The organism is Candidatus Eisenbacteria bacterium, assembly GCA_018831195.1.
Classification (GTDB): domain Bacteria; phylum Eisenbacteria; class RBG-16-71-46; order CAIMUX01; family JAHJDP01; genus JAHJDP01.
Window position 1 is genome coordinate 56,752 of record JAHJDP010000019.1, and the last position, 16,439, is coordinate 73,190.

Here is a 16,439-nt window from a genome sequence, read left to right on the forward strand (position 1 = left end):
GTGGTTCTCACTCCGTCTCGATTTTTGTAATGGTTCCGATAGGAGGCGGATCTTGAAATGACGCGGCGCGGTACAATTCAACATGAAGGCGGATAGGATCGTTTTTTTTGTAAAACCAGAGGATTTTATTGATCGGATGATATCCAATAGCTTCCACGTGGATACTATGCTTTGCCGGTGTCGTAAGGTAGGAGGCCGTATCGGATAGTGCTTCTACAAAGAGACCGGCGGCGTCGGTCGTCAATTCACGGATTTTGGGGCCTAGAAATTTGACTTTCGCCCAATCGAGCGCTTCACAGCAACGGAAGTGTTCGGAAAAACCCACCTCGCTGATGCGCTTGATGGTTATCTTTGCAAATTCCACCGGCTGCGCCGTCTCCGCCTCGACGACATCGATCTCAAGCGGGCGGTTGTAGAGGGGTCTAATCTCTTTGTATAACCTGTTTGTGTCGACGAGGGTGAGAGAAACCTGCGTGTTCCTCTTCTCATCGGTTATCTCCGGAAACTCATGCGCCGTACCGCAGGCAAGGTAGAAATCTTCGGTTCGCACATCGAGAAACTCCAGCGCCCGGCGGACAAACCCCAGATCCAGGGGATTCAAAGAAAGCCCTCCGAACCACAGACCGGCCCTTGTTTGGAGTAAGGCTTCGAAGGGACCCGGCTCAACCAAGCCGGGTTTTTTGGGGCGCCCAGAAGCGAGAAACGATACGGGATCATTCGTTCCGTCGCCGGTCTTTGCCGATCGGCAGAGACAGAGGACATCCTCCCATGCCGGTTGCGGCGGCGACTTCAAGCTGGATTGTTTCGCCGCAACCGCCTGAGCCGAGATTGTCATTCCTCCGGATTGAAGGCCAAGGAACTCCGGCCTTTCAAAATCAAGGCGGTGCGCGCAACCGGAAACGGCCAGAGCCATTCCATAAAGCAGAAGGACTCCGGCCGGAAACCGCCACGCTGGGGCGCGCATCTCTTAGCGCTTTTCCGCCGCGTCCAAATAGCGGCGAAGAGTCGCCAGGCGCTCATCCCGGTCTTTAACGAACCGCTCGATTCCCTTCAATATCCAATCGCAGGATAAATGAGCTTCCTCGATCACCTCATCCAGCGTGCCGCCTGTCCGCCACCGATCATCCCAGTCGGAAGAGATTGTATATTCATCGGCGACAGGATTCGAGAGCCAGTCCTTCATGAGCCGGCGGGACCGGTTTGTAACCGCCATGCAATCGAACCGGTCTGCATCAGATAGGATTGTTTCACGGACCGATTTCGGTTGGAGGTTGAAGAGCTGAGGGCTGATGGCTGCGACGACCTTCACGTTTAACCCGTTCTTCTCCAAATCAGGCAGGCATTTGATCAAATTACTCGTCGTCGCGGTCCCTTGTACAAATACGGTGCCCATCTTGGGCTGACCTTGCTTGAAGTCGCGCAGAATGTAGGCGCCCTTGGCCGCTTCGAAATGAGAGGGGATGCCGAGGGCGGCGCGATCGGGGATCTCAATGGGGGGGCGTGTCAGGTGCAGGGCGATAATCGGCGCTTTCGCAAGGAGTGATCTCGCGATGACGACAGGCACCTCATTGTATTCCCAAGGATGGACATCAATCACCTGTCCCTCGGGAAAGAGCTGGGTGATACCGGGCGCGAAAATTCCGAAGTGAGTCCGGGAATCATCCGCCGTTTCAGGGCCCGAGTGCCCCGCCACCCAAAGGACCTTGCCCGTTTTGAATTGCGTATCCTGGCACATTTGGCTGTAAAGCCTCATCAGGCCGTATTTGAGATAGACAAAAGATCCATAGGTTGAGCAGGCGCCATAAAGCCCATCGAATTCCTCAAAGGGCTTTTTTGAAAGATTGACGCTGGCCATCCCGCACACCAGTCCCGCATTCGCGAACTCGGTGATTTCCTGGGGCAGCAGAACGCCCTCGGGATTTGAATTCCGTTCATATTTTCCGAATCCGGGAAGTTCGTCAAAATCATAGGCGAATCCGCTGATATTCGTTGAATCGGCAAGATCGGCCGAGCAAATCACAAAGAGCGGGCGCCCATGGGTTTTCTTTGAATAGGCATTGACCCACGATCCCCATCGGGCGAGCGCCGCCCGGTTAGGTTTCTTCTCACCGGGTTTTGCCCACATGGATTCAGGGTAATTTTCGAAATCCGTTATAACCGCGTCGTTGCAGGGGGATGTGGGGCCGCCGAAACGATATCCGTCGATGGTCTCCGGGATCGAATCGCCGATCTGGAGGAGGGTGTCGGCCATATAATCGATCAGGTCCCGATCCTTGCGCATCATCTCAAAAACTTTTGCGTAATTATTCCTGACCTGTTTGTTAAAGGCGGCAGTGTCGCCGGGCCGGGGTTCACCGAATCCCTCGAACTCGACGCCGTACTTTTCCATAAACGGCTTTTTTGTTTCCCAATATAGCTGGCAGTTGGATGGCGAGTGGGGCGCGCCGTGCGATGCGTTGTCGTATTTTAGATAACCCCGGCCTTTCCTGGTTCTGGCCCAGGCAGCGCCCGGTACCTTTGCGGGATTGGGCCCATGAACCAAATTCGTCAAGGCTTTGGCCACCTGGGTCCAATCAGTGCCGTCTTGTGCGCCGAAAGTCCGCCATCCATGGGATTCAAACCATTCCTGCGGCGAACCCGGAACGACATCGCTGACGCGATGATCATCGATGCCGAAGTCATTCCAATCGACGAGGAAATAGAGGTTGTCCAATCCAAGTCCCCAGGCGCTGTTTTTCGTTTCATGAACGCCGCCGGGGGTCAATCCGCCCTCACCCTCCATTGCAAAAACCTTGACGCCCTCGGCGCCCGCCCTCTTCAGGGCCATGGCCTCACCCATTGCGAAAGGGCTTCCGTGCCCCGAGGGGCCGGTGTTGGCTTTAACAAAAAGTGTTTTCCCTTCCATCTCGGCATGTCCGGCGAGCCCGCCGTGTCTCCGGAATCCCAGAAGATCTTCCCAAAAGACGATATGCTCCGGGTTCAGGCGGTAGCGGGAATCACCCGTTTCTTCGAATTTCGCCCTCAAGGACTCGGCCAAAACGGCCAATGTGGCGTAGAGCAGGGGCGCGGTGTGTCCTGCGGCGAGAATGAAGCGGTCGCCGAAACGGGCTTCCGGCCGGCGGATGTCCCAGCGCATGAGATCGCCCATCAGGAGCGTGACCATCATCTGAACCTTGGAGCGGCTTCCACCGGGATGCCCGCTTTGTCTGTGGTTCAGCATCATGTCGATGCAAGTATCGATGAGATCCTTGATCTTTTCCCAGTGCTCGAAATGAAGTGATTGCTTCTCGATAAGTGAACCGACCGATTTCTGAGATTGCATGGCCACAGCACCATCCTCCCTTAATTCCTCACCCAATAGATCGGGTCCCGGTGTCCTGGTTGAAGTGGATTCCACGTTTTGGAGACACCCTGCGATCGTGCCAGAGAGGGCCCGCGAGGGTCAAGGAGAGAAGGGCGCCGAATCCGGGAAGAGGTTTTACGACCGGCCTCTTCCCGGAATGGAGGATATGGGGTTAGAAACGGATCCCACCGAAGATAAAAATGCTGCGATTCTTGATAGTCGTGCTGTTCTCAACGTCGGTTTCAACAACGATATCGGTCATGCCGAGGGAATAGCGCCCCTCCACGAAGAATGCCGTGGAGCTATTTGTGGGAATTTCCAGCCCGGCGCCGAAATTGATACCGAAATCGGTCTCCTTGAAATCATCTTTCGCATCCTGTGTCGACTTGCCCATGTCGTTGTCAAAGGACCACTCAGCCGTCATTAAGAAACCAAACTCCGGACCGGCCATGAGAAAGGGCCTGGCGCCATCGGTCTTCGGCGCGATACGGATCATTGGATTGACGACGACATAATCCAGGGCGATCTCGCTCTTGAAGATGCGGTCTTCACCATCCATCTCATTCCCATTCCTGTACCTGTCCTCGTACTTACCCCCCTTGCGGACATAGAGCAGGTCGGTATCGATCGAAAAGTACGGACCGAGATTGATACCCAATGTCGCGCCGCCCCCGAATCCCATGAGATTCCCGTCACGATTCTCGGGATCCGGTTCAAATTCTTGAAACGCGGGATTGATTCCGCCCTTGACGGCAAAGGAAACCGGCTTTGTCTGCTCGGCCAGAACCGGGGCGGCGCAAAAAACTACAATCAATATGACAGTGGCAAGGATCTTGGTCATGAACAAACCTCCTGAATTTGTCCTTCTCGCCCGGACATCAAAGAACGCCGGGCAAATGTTAAACTTCTCGGACATGCTTCGAGCTGTGATGCCGTATTTGGAGCGGATCAGCCCCAAGCGCGGGGCTTTTCTTAGTTTTCGGCCCTGCTTGGAACCGAAATGAGTGAAAATCCGGGAGTTTTGCCAGAAGTCATAAAGGGGAGTGAGGGGTGCCGCAGGGCTTACGGGGCCGGACTGTTATTTCCCCACGGCACCCAAAAGAGTGGACGCTGGTCCACCCGGACGCTATGTCCCGGATCATGATAATTGCCACATCCATGCCAGAATGGGCTCAGGTTCACAACTCTTTGTTTTGTTGAGAGTTGCGGACTTTTCAAGGCGGGGTTCGGGATGATCCAGGTGGGATGCGTGATCGTTCTGGGGCAATCAATGTGTCCCGTGGCGAACAACTGTTACACACCGTTGCAACTCCGTCGATACTATTTAGGGGATGGCATTTTGGGGGACGGTGTTTTGGGACGCGTTGTTTTTGACGCGGTATTATTATGAAGATTATATGGAATCAATGGATCGGCACTATGGCCTATGATATATTCATGGTGAGGTTGATCGACATCGCAGAAATTCGGGCGGAAGGTCAGAGGAGCGACGAAAATGCTCGACGATAGAGCGTTGGTCCTCAATCGAAGCTGGGTTCCCATCGGAACAACCACCGTGCGGGAAGCCATCTCTATGGTCTTTCGGGAAACCGCGAGTATTATTCTTCCTGATGACTTCACGGTGCACGACTTTGATTCTTGGTCGAATCTGAGAGTCAATGAGGAAGAGCCCTGCATCCGGACCGTCTGTCTCCGCATAAAGATTCCCGAAGTCCTTCTCCTGACGCGGTACGATGAATTCCCTGTTCGCAAGATTCCTTTCTCAAGGCGCAATATCTATCGCCGGGATCAGTTCCGGTGCCAATATTGCGGCCGGAGGAAAGATCCAACCGAGCTATCGGTGGATCACATCATCTCCCGGTCACATGGTGGCACTTCCACATGGCTGAACTGCGTGCTGGCCTGTCTTCCTTGCAACCGCCGCAAGGGCAATCGGACACTGGAGGAAGCCGGGATGCATTTGATGAGGCCGCCGAAAGAGCCGACATGGTCTCCGACCTTGACCGTTCCCATGGCCAGGCGCAAGGTCTCCTGGCAATCGTTTATCTCCGATCATTATTGGAATGTTGAACTGGATGCATAGAGGCCGGCCTTGATACCCATCCTCTTTCGGATCGGACCCTTAACGCTCTATTCATTCGGGCTCATGGCCGCTTTGGCTTTTCTGGCCGGGCGCTGGGTGCTCCTGCGTGGTCTGGATCGCCGAGGTATTCCCGCGCAAGAAGGTGAAATTTATACATGGGCGGCGCTTATCGGCGGTTTGGTTGGCGGGCATGTCTACTATCTCATCGAGCACTGGGATGAGGTCCTTCAAGACCCGTTCAGGACCATTGTATCGGGTGCGGGCCTGGTCTGGTATGGGGGCCTGGCCGGGGGTGTTTTGGCGGGCCTGCTTGTACTTAAAATAAAAAAGCATCCCCTTGGTCCCGTCGCCGACGCTTTCGGTCCGGCTTTGATTCTTGCCTACGCTTTTGGCAGGATCGGGTGTTTCCTCGCGGGGGATGGCTGCTATGGGCGACCAAGCAACGTTCCCTGGGCGATGGCCTTTCCCAAGGGGGTTGTACCGACAACGGAATTGGTGCACCCCACGCCGATCTATGAATCCCTCATGGCTATCTGGATCTTCATCATTTTAAAACGGATGGAGAAACGGGAGCTGCCGTCCGGTCTTGTCTTTTGCGCCTATTTGGGATTGGCCTCCTTAGAGAGACTGATCGCCGGATTTACCCGGCAGAATCCGCACGTGGCGTTCGGGTTGTCCACCGTTCAATTGATTTCCATTGCCGGAATGATTCTTTCGCTGGTGCTGGCATATCTCGTTCGCCGGCGCGCCGAAATCCGCTGAGGGAGCGGTTGTGCGGTTCCGGCTCATAGAAACAAACCGCCTCTTTGCCGGCTCATAAGGAATATTTAATCGATGAAGGGGAAATACCGGGATCCGTCACGACGCGGCATATATTCCGATTTGGCGATCCGTCAAATACCGCGTTTGTTGTCGGTGACCGACAGAGAAGAGTTTTCGCCTACCTATGGGTGCATGGACCGCGAATATTGGTTATGCCGCTCGACTGATTTTCCATCGAGTATTGCTCAATTCGGAATTCAGTCCCTGGCCCTTGTTTATGCGCATCCCTTTTCAAACAACCCATACCACCGCCATCCCAAAATTCTGAAAATCGTGCTTGCCGCCATGGATTACTGGATAAAAATTCAGAAGAACGACGGGTCATTCGATGAATTTTATCCCAATGAAAGGGGTTGGGCCGGTCCGACCGGGTTCCTTGTCTATGCCATGGCTAGAGCTTATCGCGAGGTTGCGCCGTTGATGCCGGGCGACCTGCGGGATCGTTTTTTGAAAAGCCTTTCTAAGGCCGGACGATTTTTGGCCCGTTATGATGAACCGGGAGTGCTCGCAAACCACCATGCCATGGCGATTCTGCCGATTTATGAAGCCTACGATATTCTTGGTGAGCGGCAGCTGCTTGAAGGGTTCCATGACCGTCTCAATGATTTTCTCGGTTATACCAACGAGGAAGGGTGGTGCCTGGAGTATGATGGGCCGGATCTGGGCTATCTTTCCGCCACCGTTTCCTTCTTGGAAAAATTGGGACGCTTATACAAAGATGATCGGCTGGAGGATGTTATCCTCCGCGCGGTTGAATTCTGCTCCTACTTCGTTTATCCCAATGGATTCTTCGCCGGGACCGTCAGCAGCCGGCAGACGGTTCATTTTTATCCCCATGGTTTTGAAATGCGAGCCGGCAGCGATCCGCTGGCCGCCGCCGTCGCCGAAGCGATGCTGGCTTCCTTGGGCGAGGGCAAGTTGGTACCTCCGGAGATCCAGGAGGACCGTTATTTCAAATACCGTATACCGGAATTCCTTGAGGCCTATCTGGATTATGCTCCGGTTGAAAAATCTTTGGAGCCGCTGCCCTATGAGCGGCCGCCCTTTCAGAAATATTGGCCCGGGGCGATAATGGCGGCGCGGCGGGGCGACAATTATTACGCAGTGACAAGTCTCGGAAAGGGCGGCGTTCTAAAGCTTTTTCGCTCGGATACCGGCCGGCTCATCTTTAACGATTGCGGTCTCCGCTTGCTGTTGAAAAAAGGCGGCGAAGTGACGACCGGCTGGATGGATCCGGATTATAAAACCGAAGTGAATGACAATGTACTGGAAATTTCCGGCCATCTTCACAAGGTTGTACATAAAGTTTTCACTCCTCTTAAGATGATCCTGTTCCGCCTCTTTATGCTCACCTTCGGTTGGCATACGGGGATGGCTTACAATATCAAGGGGTGGATTCGAAAACTGCTGATGTTGCGCTCAGGGATCGCACCGGTTCAATTCACTCGAAAAATCATCTTTGAAAAGGACTCCTGTCTAATGACTGACACCATCCGGTTGGAGCCGGGTGTTGAGGTTCTAAAAGGCACGCTGGGCGATGAATTCTCACCGCGGTACGTTCCCCAGAGCCGGTATTTTCAGTCTCAGGAACTCGATGTGGAAGGCTATGATCTGACGGCGGAAGATCTTGAGAGACTCAACCACCGGCGGAGTCTATTGATCACCCGCACAATTTCCTATTCCGAAGGGCTCATGGATTGCAGGAGTCGGGATGACACTTCATCCGCGAATTAAAGCGGCCCTGATGATCCTAATGACGGCGGTTCTCTTCGCCGTGCTTTTCCGGCAAATTCCGTTCGGAAAGGTCATGGCGGTTCTCCGCGGAGCCGACCTCGGACAACTCACCTTAGCCCTTCTCCTAACTGTCTTGCTCCCGCTTTTTGCCGCTATTCGCTGGCGCCTTATCCTGCAGCTTCTCGGATACAGTATCTCATTGCGGACCGCTTTCGACCTCATCATGGCCGCCTGGCCTGTCAGTTCGATTACGCCCAGCAAGTCCGGAGATTTGATCAAGGCCTATTACTTGAAGGACCGCGTGCCGGTAGGGCTGACGATCGGGACTGTGCTGGTTGAGCGGGCGGTGGACGTCCTGGTGCTGCTGCTCTTCTCGGTGGCCGGGGCGGCCCTTTTCGGCTGGCGTCAAATTCTCTGGATTTCAGGCGGGCTCTTTTGCGCGGGCACGCTTGGCCTGATCCTTCTCGTGACGACGGGGGATCGCTGGCCCCTGCCGGCGAAACTCCGGCCGAAGATCAGCGATCTCCTTCAGGCCTTTAAAGTCCTGGCCTCGCATCCCGCCGCGCTCATCCTCGTCGTTGTCTATACGGTTGTGAAATGGTTTGTTTCCATCTTCCAAACCTACCTCTGTTTCATCGCGCTTCGCCATCCGGTGACCTTGGCGCAGACAGCGGGCGCTCTGCCTCTGGCCATCTTTGTCGGGCTCTTTCCGATTACGCTTTCCGGTATGGGGACACGGGACGGCGCGCTGGTTTTTCTGCTGAGCGCCTATGCGCCGGCCGAGGTCATCCTGGGTGTGGGGCTTCTCTATACATTATTTGCCTACTGGGTTCCCTCCCTCGCCGGGCTGCCGTTTTTGAGAAGAGCGCTGCCGGAAGGACGATCCGTCCTCACGAAAACCGCAATGGAGATGAAGCAGAAGGATTTGATTGCGGAAGATTAGGCTACAGAATATCAGGCCGCGGAAGAGGGAAGAGCCTGGCGCCGGCGGATCTGATATTTGTAAGCGTTGCGTATAACAAAGATAAACAATAGAGAAGCAAATCCGCTGATAAATCCGACCGTTTCCACCGCCAGAATTAGTCCCAATCCCAAAAGGAAGAGAACGGCGCAGGAAACAAGGTGATTGGCATTGCCGTAGTTCTCCCGCCAGGTCGTCCCCAAAGGTTTCCCTGCTTCCAATGCAATGGCGATTGAAACGAGAAGTGAATTCGACAGGACGAAGACCGGGAAAGTGATCAGGACAGCGAGGGGGCAGAGCAGGAGGAGCTGGCTTCCCGTGGCGCCGGAGGATTTTATAAAGAAATCAAAAATGATCCCGGCAAGCGCCAGGGAAAAGGAGCTTTGGGCGCCGTTAAAGACCGCCCGGATGGCTCCTCTTCTGTGAAGGATGAGATCAGCCAATAACACGCTGCTGAAGGTGATGCTCAGAGCCTGGACTCTCGGTAGAACAAAAAGAACAGCGATGTTGGCGGCCAAGGACATGCTGACCATGCCCCTTTTGCCGAAGGCGGGGAGCCAGAAGGTTTCCGCCGCGAGGGAAAGGAAAAACCAGAAAGCCAGCGTGCTGAACGGAACGGACGGGGTGGGCGTTTCCACCCCGGCTCCATTCCAAAGGAGGATGGCAATGGCCATGAAGATCACCGTCGTGACAAAGATCACCAATCTTATATCATATCCGAGGGGCTTCATGACCAGGTCTCTCTTGTTGTCTTCTTCACGGGTTATCATCGGATCTCTTTCGTCTCTCGCTTACCAGCCGGCTCTTCCAGCGGCGTATTTTGAGAAGTGATTGAGATCGACATTGAGCTTCTCTCCGGCGAAGGTGCCGCCCTGGTTTTCCCAGCATCCGGCGCCGTCGTTGAACCACCAGATCGTCCAATCAGTAAATGGGATATAATCGAGGTCCTTGAAATCCATCTCCAACTCAACGGGAACGTTAAAGACGATTCCGTGGGGCTCCAGCTCACAGATCAGGTAATCGCTGCCGGGGTCGCGGACGGTGATATAGGTATCCTCATCAAGCGCGTACTTAGGGAACTTAACCTTATAGCGGTCATACTTGACCTCGCCCCCCTTGTCGGCGTCGATGAGTTTTGTGACATAGCCGGGTCCGCTGAGATAGCGGACGAATTCAATGTCACCGGTGTCTGCGGATGATCTGCCGAGGGCGAAGTCGCCGAGTCGGTCCGATTCCGCCAGGAGTTTCTTGTTATCCAATTGCGTGGGGATAGGAATCCAGTCGTTCCCGTCGGCGCGGAGCACCACAAGCGAATTCTCTTCGCTTTCCTTTTTATCAGTGCGATCCAGCTTGTCCCACTCGATGCTAACAGGTGAATTTAAAACCAAATCAGAGGGTTCAATCCTGATCATCAAGCGCTCTTCATCGAGCAGGCTGACGGTCACATCCGTCTCTTCATCAAGGCAGTCTTTCGGGAAAATGACCTTGAATCCACGGACATCGAGGTGGCCGCCATCGGACTTGATGGACTTTGTTTTAGTGCTCTCATCACCTAGTGGGGATGTCTGAATCGCGGTAGGGGAGAAGATGAACTGGGGGCCGGATTCGCCCGAAACCTCAGCGGCCGAGGCGGTCGGCGTGGAGTCGTTGTCCTTGCCGCACCCGACAAAGAAAAGGACTATCAGCAATCCGACGACTGCAGTGAAGATTCCAATATGGCCTGAGGGGGTTCGACGCTGCATGACATCCTCCTTATGGATTGACACTGACTGTAAAGCGAGAGTTGTGCCAGCAAGGGGCTCTCTCGTATCTCCTTATTATTCAAGAAATTGAGAGATCAAAGCCGAAGGGTACCCTGGATGAAAGAGGGGAAATTCACCCTCTTTGCATGAAGCCGCCGCCTTGTAAGGGTCCTATTTTTATTGGATTATCCAGCCTGGTTGAGAAGAGCCGGGGATACGCTGGACGCCCCAGCGCGGAGCGCTCCGCCACAATGCGGCACGGAGGTTTTGGGATGGGAAGCCAAATCGGCCGAATGTTCCGGGTCATGACATGGGGTGAGTCGCACGGACCGGCGTTGGGGTGTGTCATCGATGGATGTCCGGCCGGGTTGCCCTTGTCCGAGCGGGATATTCAAACAGCGTTGGATCGCAGGCGTCCCGGGCAAAGCCGTCTCACGACACAACGGCGGGAAAAGGATCGCGTTCAGATACTATCAGGTGTCTTTAACAAAAAAACACTCGGTTCGCCGATCAGCCTTCTTATACAAAATGAAGATCACCGGTCAAGTGATTACAAGGAGCTGAAAGACATCTACCGCCCATCCCATGCCGATTACACCTATGAATTGAAATATGGGATCCGGGATTGGCGGGGCGGGGGGCGTGCTTCGGCGCGTGAGACCGCCGGGCGGGTCGCCGCCGGAGCCGTCGCTGAGAGATTGCTGCGGCAAGTGACGCAATGCCGGATACTTGCCTACGTTCAGGCCGTGCAGAATATACGTGCGGAGAGGATCCCGGCGAGGCTGACCCGGGCTGTGATCGACCGGACGCCGGTGCGTTGTCCCGATCGGGCAGCCGCACGCCAAATGATCAAGCTGATTGATGATGCGAAAATGGAAGGCGATTCAGTGGGCGGAATCATCGAACTCCGAGTATCGAACCCGCCGGCCGGGCTGGGAGAACCTGTTTTCGGGAAACTGGAGGCGGAGCTGGCCAAGGCGATGCTGAGTCTGCCCGCGGTGAAGGGATTTGAAATCGGCGCCGGTTTCGCTGGGACCCTTTTAAAGGGATCCGAGCATAATGATCCCTTCACGGCGAAAGATGGATTGATTCGAACGGAAAAGAATGACTCAGGTGGGGTCCAGGGAGGGATTTCAAACGGCGAGGAAATCGTGCTTCGGGTGGCTTTTAAGCCGACGGCGACGATACAGAAAAGGCAGAAGACTGTTGATCGACAGGGGCGTACCCGGCAAATAAGCCCGGGAGGGCGCCACGATCCCTGTGTCCTTCCCAGGGCCGTTCCCCTTGTTGAAGCGATGGCCGCCCTCGTTCTGGCGGATCTATGGCTGATCCATAGGGGTGGAAGTCGGATCTAAACTAGTTTATCTTGTCCTTGAGGGCGTATTATTGAGGGAGGGTTATTGAGGCATCTCATTGAGAGAGTATGGTGAGCAAAGACCGATTTTTTAACGGAGGGTTTTCATGGGTTCGGAGAGAGAGAAAGAAATAAAACGCAGACGGCAGCGCCGGAAGAAGAGAATCAAGAGGAGAATTCTCGAAATTATAAAGGACAAAGGAAAGAAAGATAAGGCCGTCTCCAGCTAATCATTTATTAAAAGAAAAGGTCCACTCGTCTTGCGGCGAGTGGACCTTTGATTTTCGATCGAATGATGCGGAGGTCTTTGGACCTCACACCCCATTTCTTATTTCAGCAGCATCATCTTGCGGCTCTGCACTCCCTCCGGGGTCTTCAGGCTGTAGAAGTACATTCCTGTAGATACCGGATTGCCGCGATTATCCCGGCCGTCCCACATGAAGGTGTGACGCCCCTTATCCAAATCACCAGAGTGGAGTGTCCGAACCAAACGACCGGAAGGATCGGTCACGATGAGGGACACACCGGCGCGATTCTGCAAGGCGAAGGAGATCTGGGTGCTGGGACCGAAGGGATTCGGCCGGTTCTGCGCCAGATCGATACGGGACGTGGGGGAGGTGTTCCCAACATCGGAGATGAGGGGATCCTTCGTCAGTGTCGCGTATTTCACCTGAGCAGCGGCCACATTGGCTCTGATATCGGTATGGCCGTCGCCACCCACGAGCGCAAAGGCCGCCAGGGCGGAATCTCCCGGGGCAATCGTGAACGTGCCGGTGGCGATCAAGACCGCAATATCCGATGACGCCATGCTGGTTTGCGTAAGACCAGATTGCAGCCATGCCGTCTTATCCGCATCCGAATAGGTTTCGGTGGTCGCGTGGATAGCGCGGAATGTTGAAACGCCTTCCGGATTCAGTACCGCCAAGCCGACCTCGGTGGTTGTTGAGGGGTCATGGACATAACCCAATCCCAGATCAGCATCGTAGTCGACATTGTTGGTCGCATAGTTGGCCAAATCGAAATCTACAAAGATCCCGGCCCGGAAATTGGAGATGGTCGAGCCGCTCTCGTTCACCAACCAGTACATGAGAATGACATAGTCATCATCCGGATTCGTAGGATAGGAGTAACTCCTGAAAACCGTTGAGACTCCATAAGGCGTTTCATCGTTCTTGGAATCATCCCATATACCGAAACCGGTCTGCTCACCACCGGATAGATCACGAAGCTGAATCGGAAATGTCTGGATGAAATCATCATCTTCCGGGTTGACATCGGAACGGAAATTATCGGAGACAGGACCGTTTGTTGAACCAAAGGCCATCGAAGCCTCAAAAATCGTGTTGGCCCCACCGGAAGGGTAGACAAAACCGCTTCCCCATTGCCCGGACTGGCCGTTCCAGCCACCTGATCCGGTAAATCCAAAATTTCCACAGTTCGTGACCGTCAAGCTCCCGTTGAAGTTGTCATGATCCCCGGTTCCCAAATAGATGCGACCCTCTCTATAGAGAACGCGGGTCGCCCTTTGGTCATCGAAGTGCAGACTACTCTTGGTGCTGTCGCAAGGGGCGATGGCGTAAAACATTGTGGCCGCTGCGTAGGCTGAATGATCCAAACCCAGCATATGTCCGATCTCATGAGTGCCGACGCCCTCAAAATCGTACCTATTGCCTGGACAGGGATGCCAATCCTCTGCCGGATCGTCCCAATTGAAATTTCGGCAATAGACAAAATCACTCTCAACGAGGGCTGAAAAGAGCGTGTCTGTGCCCGTTGTCCAAAATCCCTCACTCGGCGCCGTCCGGAGCCTATAGGTGACCCCCAAAACGCCGCTGCCGCAGAGGTTATTGCAATCTTGAACCGAAACGGTCTTGACCCCATTGCTGGCGATACCGCAGATGGGAGAATGTGGGCCCTCAACGAAAGGAAGATCGGCGCCCGGCGTACATCCCCAATTTCTGAAGCACTGCTTTATCAGCTCGAACTCGTGATCATCCCGAATGGAGGGTTCATCTATATCATAGTGAATTGTATAGACGAAAGGAAGATCAGGATCACCGACCCTCATCGGTGGATCGAATAAGGCATATCCCCAAGCTGTCCCGGTCAATGAAGCCAGGAGGATGCCGAGGAATCCAAGACATAGAATACGTCGCATGGCGGGTCCTCCTTCCACTAGTTCAGATCCAGCTTATGCCGGACAGCGTTTACAAAATCCTCAAGGTTTAGATGCCCCTCTTGATTTAGAGGAACCACCTCTTTGGCCGGTTCAATGAGCAGGTTGTCGATATGATCGTTCTGCAGAATCTCTTCACCCCGTTCATCCAACTGGATCGACCACTTTCCTTGGAACATCCCATAGACCGTATAGGTGTTCTCCCAGCCTTCCTTGGGGGAGAGAAACAAGAAAACCCTTTCGCCGGGTGTGAAACTGTTTTCACCCGGAACCTCACCGATCAAGTCATCCACTTGTCCGCCTAATGTGAAAACCTCGATGATAGGCCGCGGGGCGCCCTTGAAGCTTTCCTCAATAGCGATAGTGGTTAATGTGATTGGATAACCGCCATCCTCGGCCAAACGAGTCTCCTGTTCCAGGACTTCACCCATGATGATCGTCGGGCTCATCTCCAACAGATCCTGGGTTCCCAAACGGACAACGCTTGTGCCGAGGAGGGTGGCCGGTATAAGGGCAAGGCCTAAGACCATCATGAAGGCCATTCGGCGATGCTTCCCATGCATGGGTGCCTCCTTTCGCATCTCCATTTGATGCAGGCGTCGCAAACACAGGCCGAGCCACAACCGGGGATTTCCATCCCAAGACGCGCTCAGTCTTTCAAGAAAGTGCTTACACACTTAGTGCTTTGAATTATACGTGGTTAAATGGTGAATGTCAATCCGAGGGGATGGTGGAATCGCTGGATGGTGGACCTGATGGTATAAGAGCTTTTCTCTATTGCACCGTCCCGGACACCCGGGTTGCGAAGATTGATTTTGATTCAGTTTAGAGATGATCGCATCTGGTCACTATCATATTGTCCAACAACGAGTTTTGTGACGGCTTCCAAATTTTGGCATCCTGCGTCCATCGAGTTCTGGGTTGGCATATCTCCTGCACAAGAACTTCAGCAGACGGGTGCAATGCTGGAGGAGTCGGACACGATATTGAGCAGCGGGATCCAGCGAGCCGCTGGCCCAAACGATAGGAGTTGATCATGAAGTCGCGCAAACGAACGCTACTCTATTTGGGATTCATCCTTTTTGTCGGTTTGCTGGTGGCTGGGTGTGGAGATGATGTCAATCAGCCGGAGCCGGGGGCCGCAGGCGATGATTATTCCGATCTGGAGCTGAATGATCCCAATGGCGGATATATTGAGACCGACGAGCCGGAGATTGTCTCTGATCCCTTCTTGATGGATCTCGTTGGTTCCGAAGGATATGCAGACGACCCCCTGCAGGATGACCCGGATATCCTCGAGGCCCTGGCCGATTCTTCACTGTACGATCTCTATGTGATCCGGGCGGCGTGGGGGGTCCTGCCCGTCGCCGATGAGGCTTCTCTTGGAGATGCTCCTGAGGTCGACTGGTCGGGATCCTTCACCTGCTCTGAAGGAGCGCTCCTCGCCCTTCGCAAAATAAGGTTTGAGCGTGATGATCGCTTCGTCCGGCCGCGGACGGCCCCCGATACCCTGGAGTTTGTTTCATCGACCTTTGGTCATTTCGATGCCGTCCTCATTCTTCTGGCGATCAAATCTGATGAGAGCGATGGCACGGAAACCCTGACCCTAACGACGGAACCCTTTACACATACCTGGACCCTCGCCGATTTGGATAGTCTCAATGAGGTCTACGGCACCTCGATTGTGGATCACCAGGTCTCTATTGTTTCCTTCAGCCGCGAGGCCGGCTCTTGCGAGAGAGGCTTTGTGATGGGGCAGTGGAAAGGCGACCGGGAGGATCGCGGTGTCTTCCGTGGCGTCTGGCTGGGCTATAACGGAACGGCCTATGGCTTCCTCAAGGGTCATTACGGCCAGCGGAACCGGACCCAACCCGTTCTCTTCGGAAAGTATTTTGACGGTGATGGGGATTTTCTGGGATTCATCAGGGGCAGCTATTCGCATCGCGAACCCAATTCCGGCCGCTTCCGGGCTCTGTGGATCGATCCGGATGATGTTGAGCTCGGCGGTATGTCGGGACATTGGGTCAGCGTCCCCGCGGCCCGGCGAGGCTTCTTCAACGGGCGCTGGGGGATCAAATGCGAAGACAATGACGGATAGGATCGATCCTTTCGAAATCTTTAACGGGCCCCCGTATCTCATGAAGACAGATCCCCCGCTTCACGGCGGGGGCCCTTTTTTTGATCCTCTCGATAAATGTTTGTTTACAGCCTGTCCGGGAGTCGT

Annotated in this window: 13 protein-coding genes; 6 read left to right on the forward strand and 7 right to left on the reverse strand. The window is 54.3% G+C overall.

Annotated elements, in window-relative coordinates:
* Positions 1-7: 7 nt before the first annotated feature.
* The 3 genes from KJ970_03140 to KJ970_03150 all read right to left on the reverse strand — a co-directional run bounded on the left by KJ970_03140 (position 8) and on the right by KJ970_03150 (position 4,184).
* Positions 8-835 carry a hypothetical protein gene (locus KJ970_03140; GenBank protein ID MBU2689896.1) on the reverse strand — a complete coding sequence of 276 codons (828 nt, stop codon included), beginning with the start codon at positions 833-835 and terminating at the stop codon, positions 8-10.
* 132 nt (positions 836-967) lie between these two features.
* Positions 968-3,292 carry a transketolase gene (locus KJ970_03145; GenBank protein ID MBU2689897.1) on the reverse strand — a complete coding sequence of 775 codons (2,325 nt, stop codon included), beginning with the start codon at positions 3,290-3,292 and terminating at the stop codon, positions 968-970.
* 223 nt (positions 3,293-3,515) lie between these two features.
* Entirely contained in the window at positions 3,516-4,184 is a 669-nt protein-coding gene (locus tag KJ970_03150) for a PorT family protein (GenBank protein ID MBU2689898.1), read from the reverse strand.
* A gap of 654 nt (positions 4,185-4,838) precedes the next feature.
* On the opposite strand from KJ970_03150, the gene KJ970_03155 reads away from it, so the two are divergent.
* From KJ970_03155 to KJ970_03170, 4 genes are all read left to right on the forward strand, one after another.
* Complete coding sequence (locus tag KJ970_03155) at positions 4,839-5,426, forward strand: HNH endonuclease (GenBank protein MBU2689899.1); 588 nt, start codon at positions 4,839-4,841, stop codon at positions 5,424-5,426.
* 9 nt (positions 5,427-5,435) lie between these two features.
* A complete protein-coding gene (locus KJ970_03160) occupies positions 5,436-6,188 on the forward strand; it encodes a prolipoprotein diacylglyceryl transferase (GenBank protein MBU2689900.1) in 753 nt (250 codons plus the stop codon).
* A 72-nt stretch (positions 6,189-6,260) separates the two neighbouring features.
* The gene (locus KJ970_03165) at positions 6,261-7,982 is read left to right on the forward strand and encodes a hypothetical protein (protein MBU2689901.1); all 1,722 of its coding nucleotides are present in this window, start codon (positions 6,261-6,263) and stop codon (positions 7,980-7,982) included.
* Positions 7,960-8,925: a flippase-like domain-containing protein gene (locus tag KJ970_03170; protein ID MBU2689902.1), complete on the forward strand. Its 966-nt coding sequence runs from the start codon at positions 7,960-7,962 to the stop codon at positions 8,923-8,925. Before KJ970_03165 ends, KJ970_03170 begins: the two co-directional genes overlap by 23 nt.
* Before the next feature lie 11 nt (positions 8,926-8,936).
* On the opposite strand, the gene KJ970_03175 is transcribed toward KJ970_03170, so the two are convergent.
* Positions 8,937-9,713 carry a hypothetical protein gene (locus KJ970_03175; GenBank protein ID MBU2689903.1) on the reverse strand — a complete coding sequence of 259 codons (777 nt, stop codon included), beginning with the start codon at positions 9,711-9,713 and terminating at the stop codon, positions 8,937-8,939.
* Positions 9,714-9,734: 21 nt separating this feature from the next.
* The gene (locus KJ970_03180) at positions 9,735-10,685 is read right to left on the reverse strand and encodes a hypothetical protein (GenBank protein ID MBU2689904.1); all 951 of its coding nucleotides are present in this window, start codon (positions 10,683-10,685) and stop codon (positions 9,735-9,737) included.
* Positions 10,686-10,957: 272 nt separating this feature from the next.
* Between KJ970_03180 and aroC the strand changes: the two genes are divergently transcribed.
* Positions 10,958-12,040 carry a chorismate synthase gene (aroC, locus tag KJ970_03185; protein MBU2689905.1) on the forward strand — a complete coding sequence of 361 codons (1,083 nt, stop codon included), beginning with the start codon at positions 10,958-10,960 and terminating at the stop codon, positions 12,038-12,040.
* A 327-nt stretch (positions 12,041-12,367) separates the two neighbouring features.
* On the opposite strand, the gene KJ970_03190 is transcribed toward aroC, so the two are convergent.
* On the reverse strand, positions 12,368-14,197 hold the full coding sequence (locus KJ970_03190) for a matrixin family metalloprotease (GenBank protein ID MBU2689906.1): 1,830 nt from the start codon (positions 14,195-14,197) through the stop codon (positions 12,368-12,370).
* 17 nt (positions 14,198-14,214) lie between these two features.
* The gene (locus tag KJ970_03195) at positions 14,215-14,778 is read right to left on the reverse strand and encodes a hypothetical protein (protein MBU2689907.1); all 564 of its coding nucleotides are present in this window, start codon (positions 14,776-14,778) and stop codon (positions 14,215-14,217) included.
* 473 nt (positions 14,779-15,251) lie between these two features.
* On the opposite strand from KJ970_03195, the gene KJ970_03200 reads away from it, so the two are divergent.
* Positions 15,252-16,313: a hypothetical protein gene (locus tag KJ970_03200; GenBank protein ID MBU2689908.1), complete on the forward strand. Its 1,062-nt coding sequence runs from the start codon at positions 15,252-15,254 to the stop codon at positions 16,311-16,313.
* The last annotated feature ends 126 nt before the right edge of the window (positions 16,314-16,439 follow it).

Bases quoted from the DNA above. Each gene is read 5' to 3' on its own strand.
- KJ970_03200 (MBU2689908.1), top strand. From the start codon at position 15,252: ATGAAGTCGCGCAAACGAACGCTACTCTATTTGGGATTCATCCTTTTT.
- KJ970_03175 (MBU2689903.1), bottom strand. From the start codon at position 9,713: ATGATAACCCGTGAAGAAGACAACAAGAGAGACCTGGTCATGAAGCCC.
- KJ970_03165 (MBU2689901.1), top strand. From the start codon at position 6,261: ATGAAGGGGAAATACCGGGATCCGTCACGACGCGGCATATATTCCGAT.
- KJ970_03150 (MBU2689898.1), bottom strand. From the start codon at position 4,184: ATGACCAAGATCCTTGCCACTGTCATATTGATTGTAGTTTTTTGCGCC.
- KJ970_03155 (MBU2689899.1), top strand. From the start codon at position 4,839: ATGCTCGACGATAGAGCGTTGGTCCTCAATCGAAGCTGGGTTCCCATC.
- KJ970_03190 (MBU2689906.1), bottom strand. From the start codon at position 14,197: ATGCGACGTATTCTATGTCTTGGATTCCTCGGCATCCTCCTGGCTTCA.
- KJ970_03180 (MBU2689904.1), bottom strand. From the start codon at position 10,685: ATGCAGCGTCGAACCCCCTCAGGCCATATTGGAATCTTCACTGCAGTC.
- KJ970_03170 (MBU2689902.1), top strand. From the start codon at position 7,960: ATGACACTTCATCCGCGAATTAAAGCGGCCCTGATGATCCTAATGACG.
- KJ970_03195 (MBU2689907.1), bottom strand. From the start codon at position 14,778: ATGCATGGGAAGCATCGCCGAATGGCCTTCATGATGGTCTTAGGCCTT.
- KJ970_03140 (MBU2689896.1), bottom strand. From the start codon at position 835: ATGACAATCTCGGCTCAGGCGGTTGCGGCGAAACAATCCAGCTTGAAG.
- aroC (MBU2689905.1), top strand. From the start codon at position 10,958: ATGGGAAGCCAAATCGGCCGAATGTTCCGGGTCATGACATGGGGTGAG.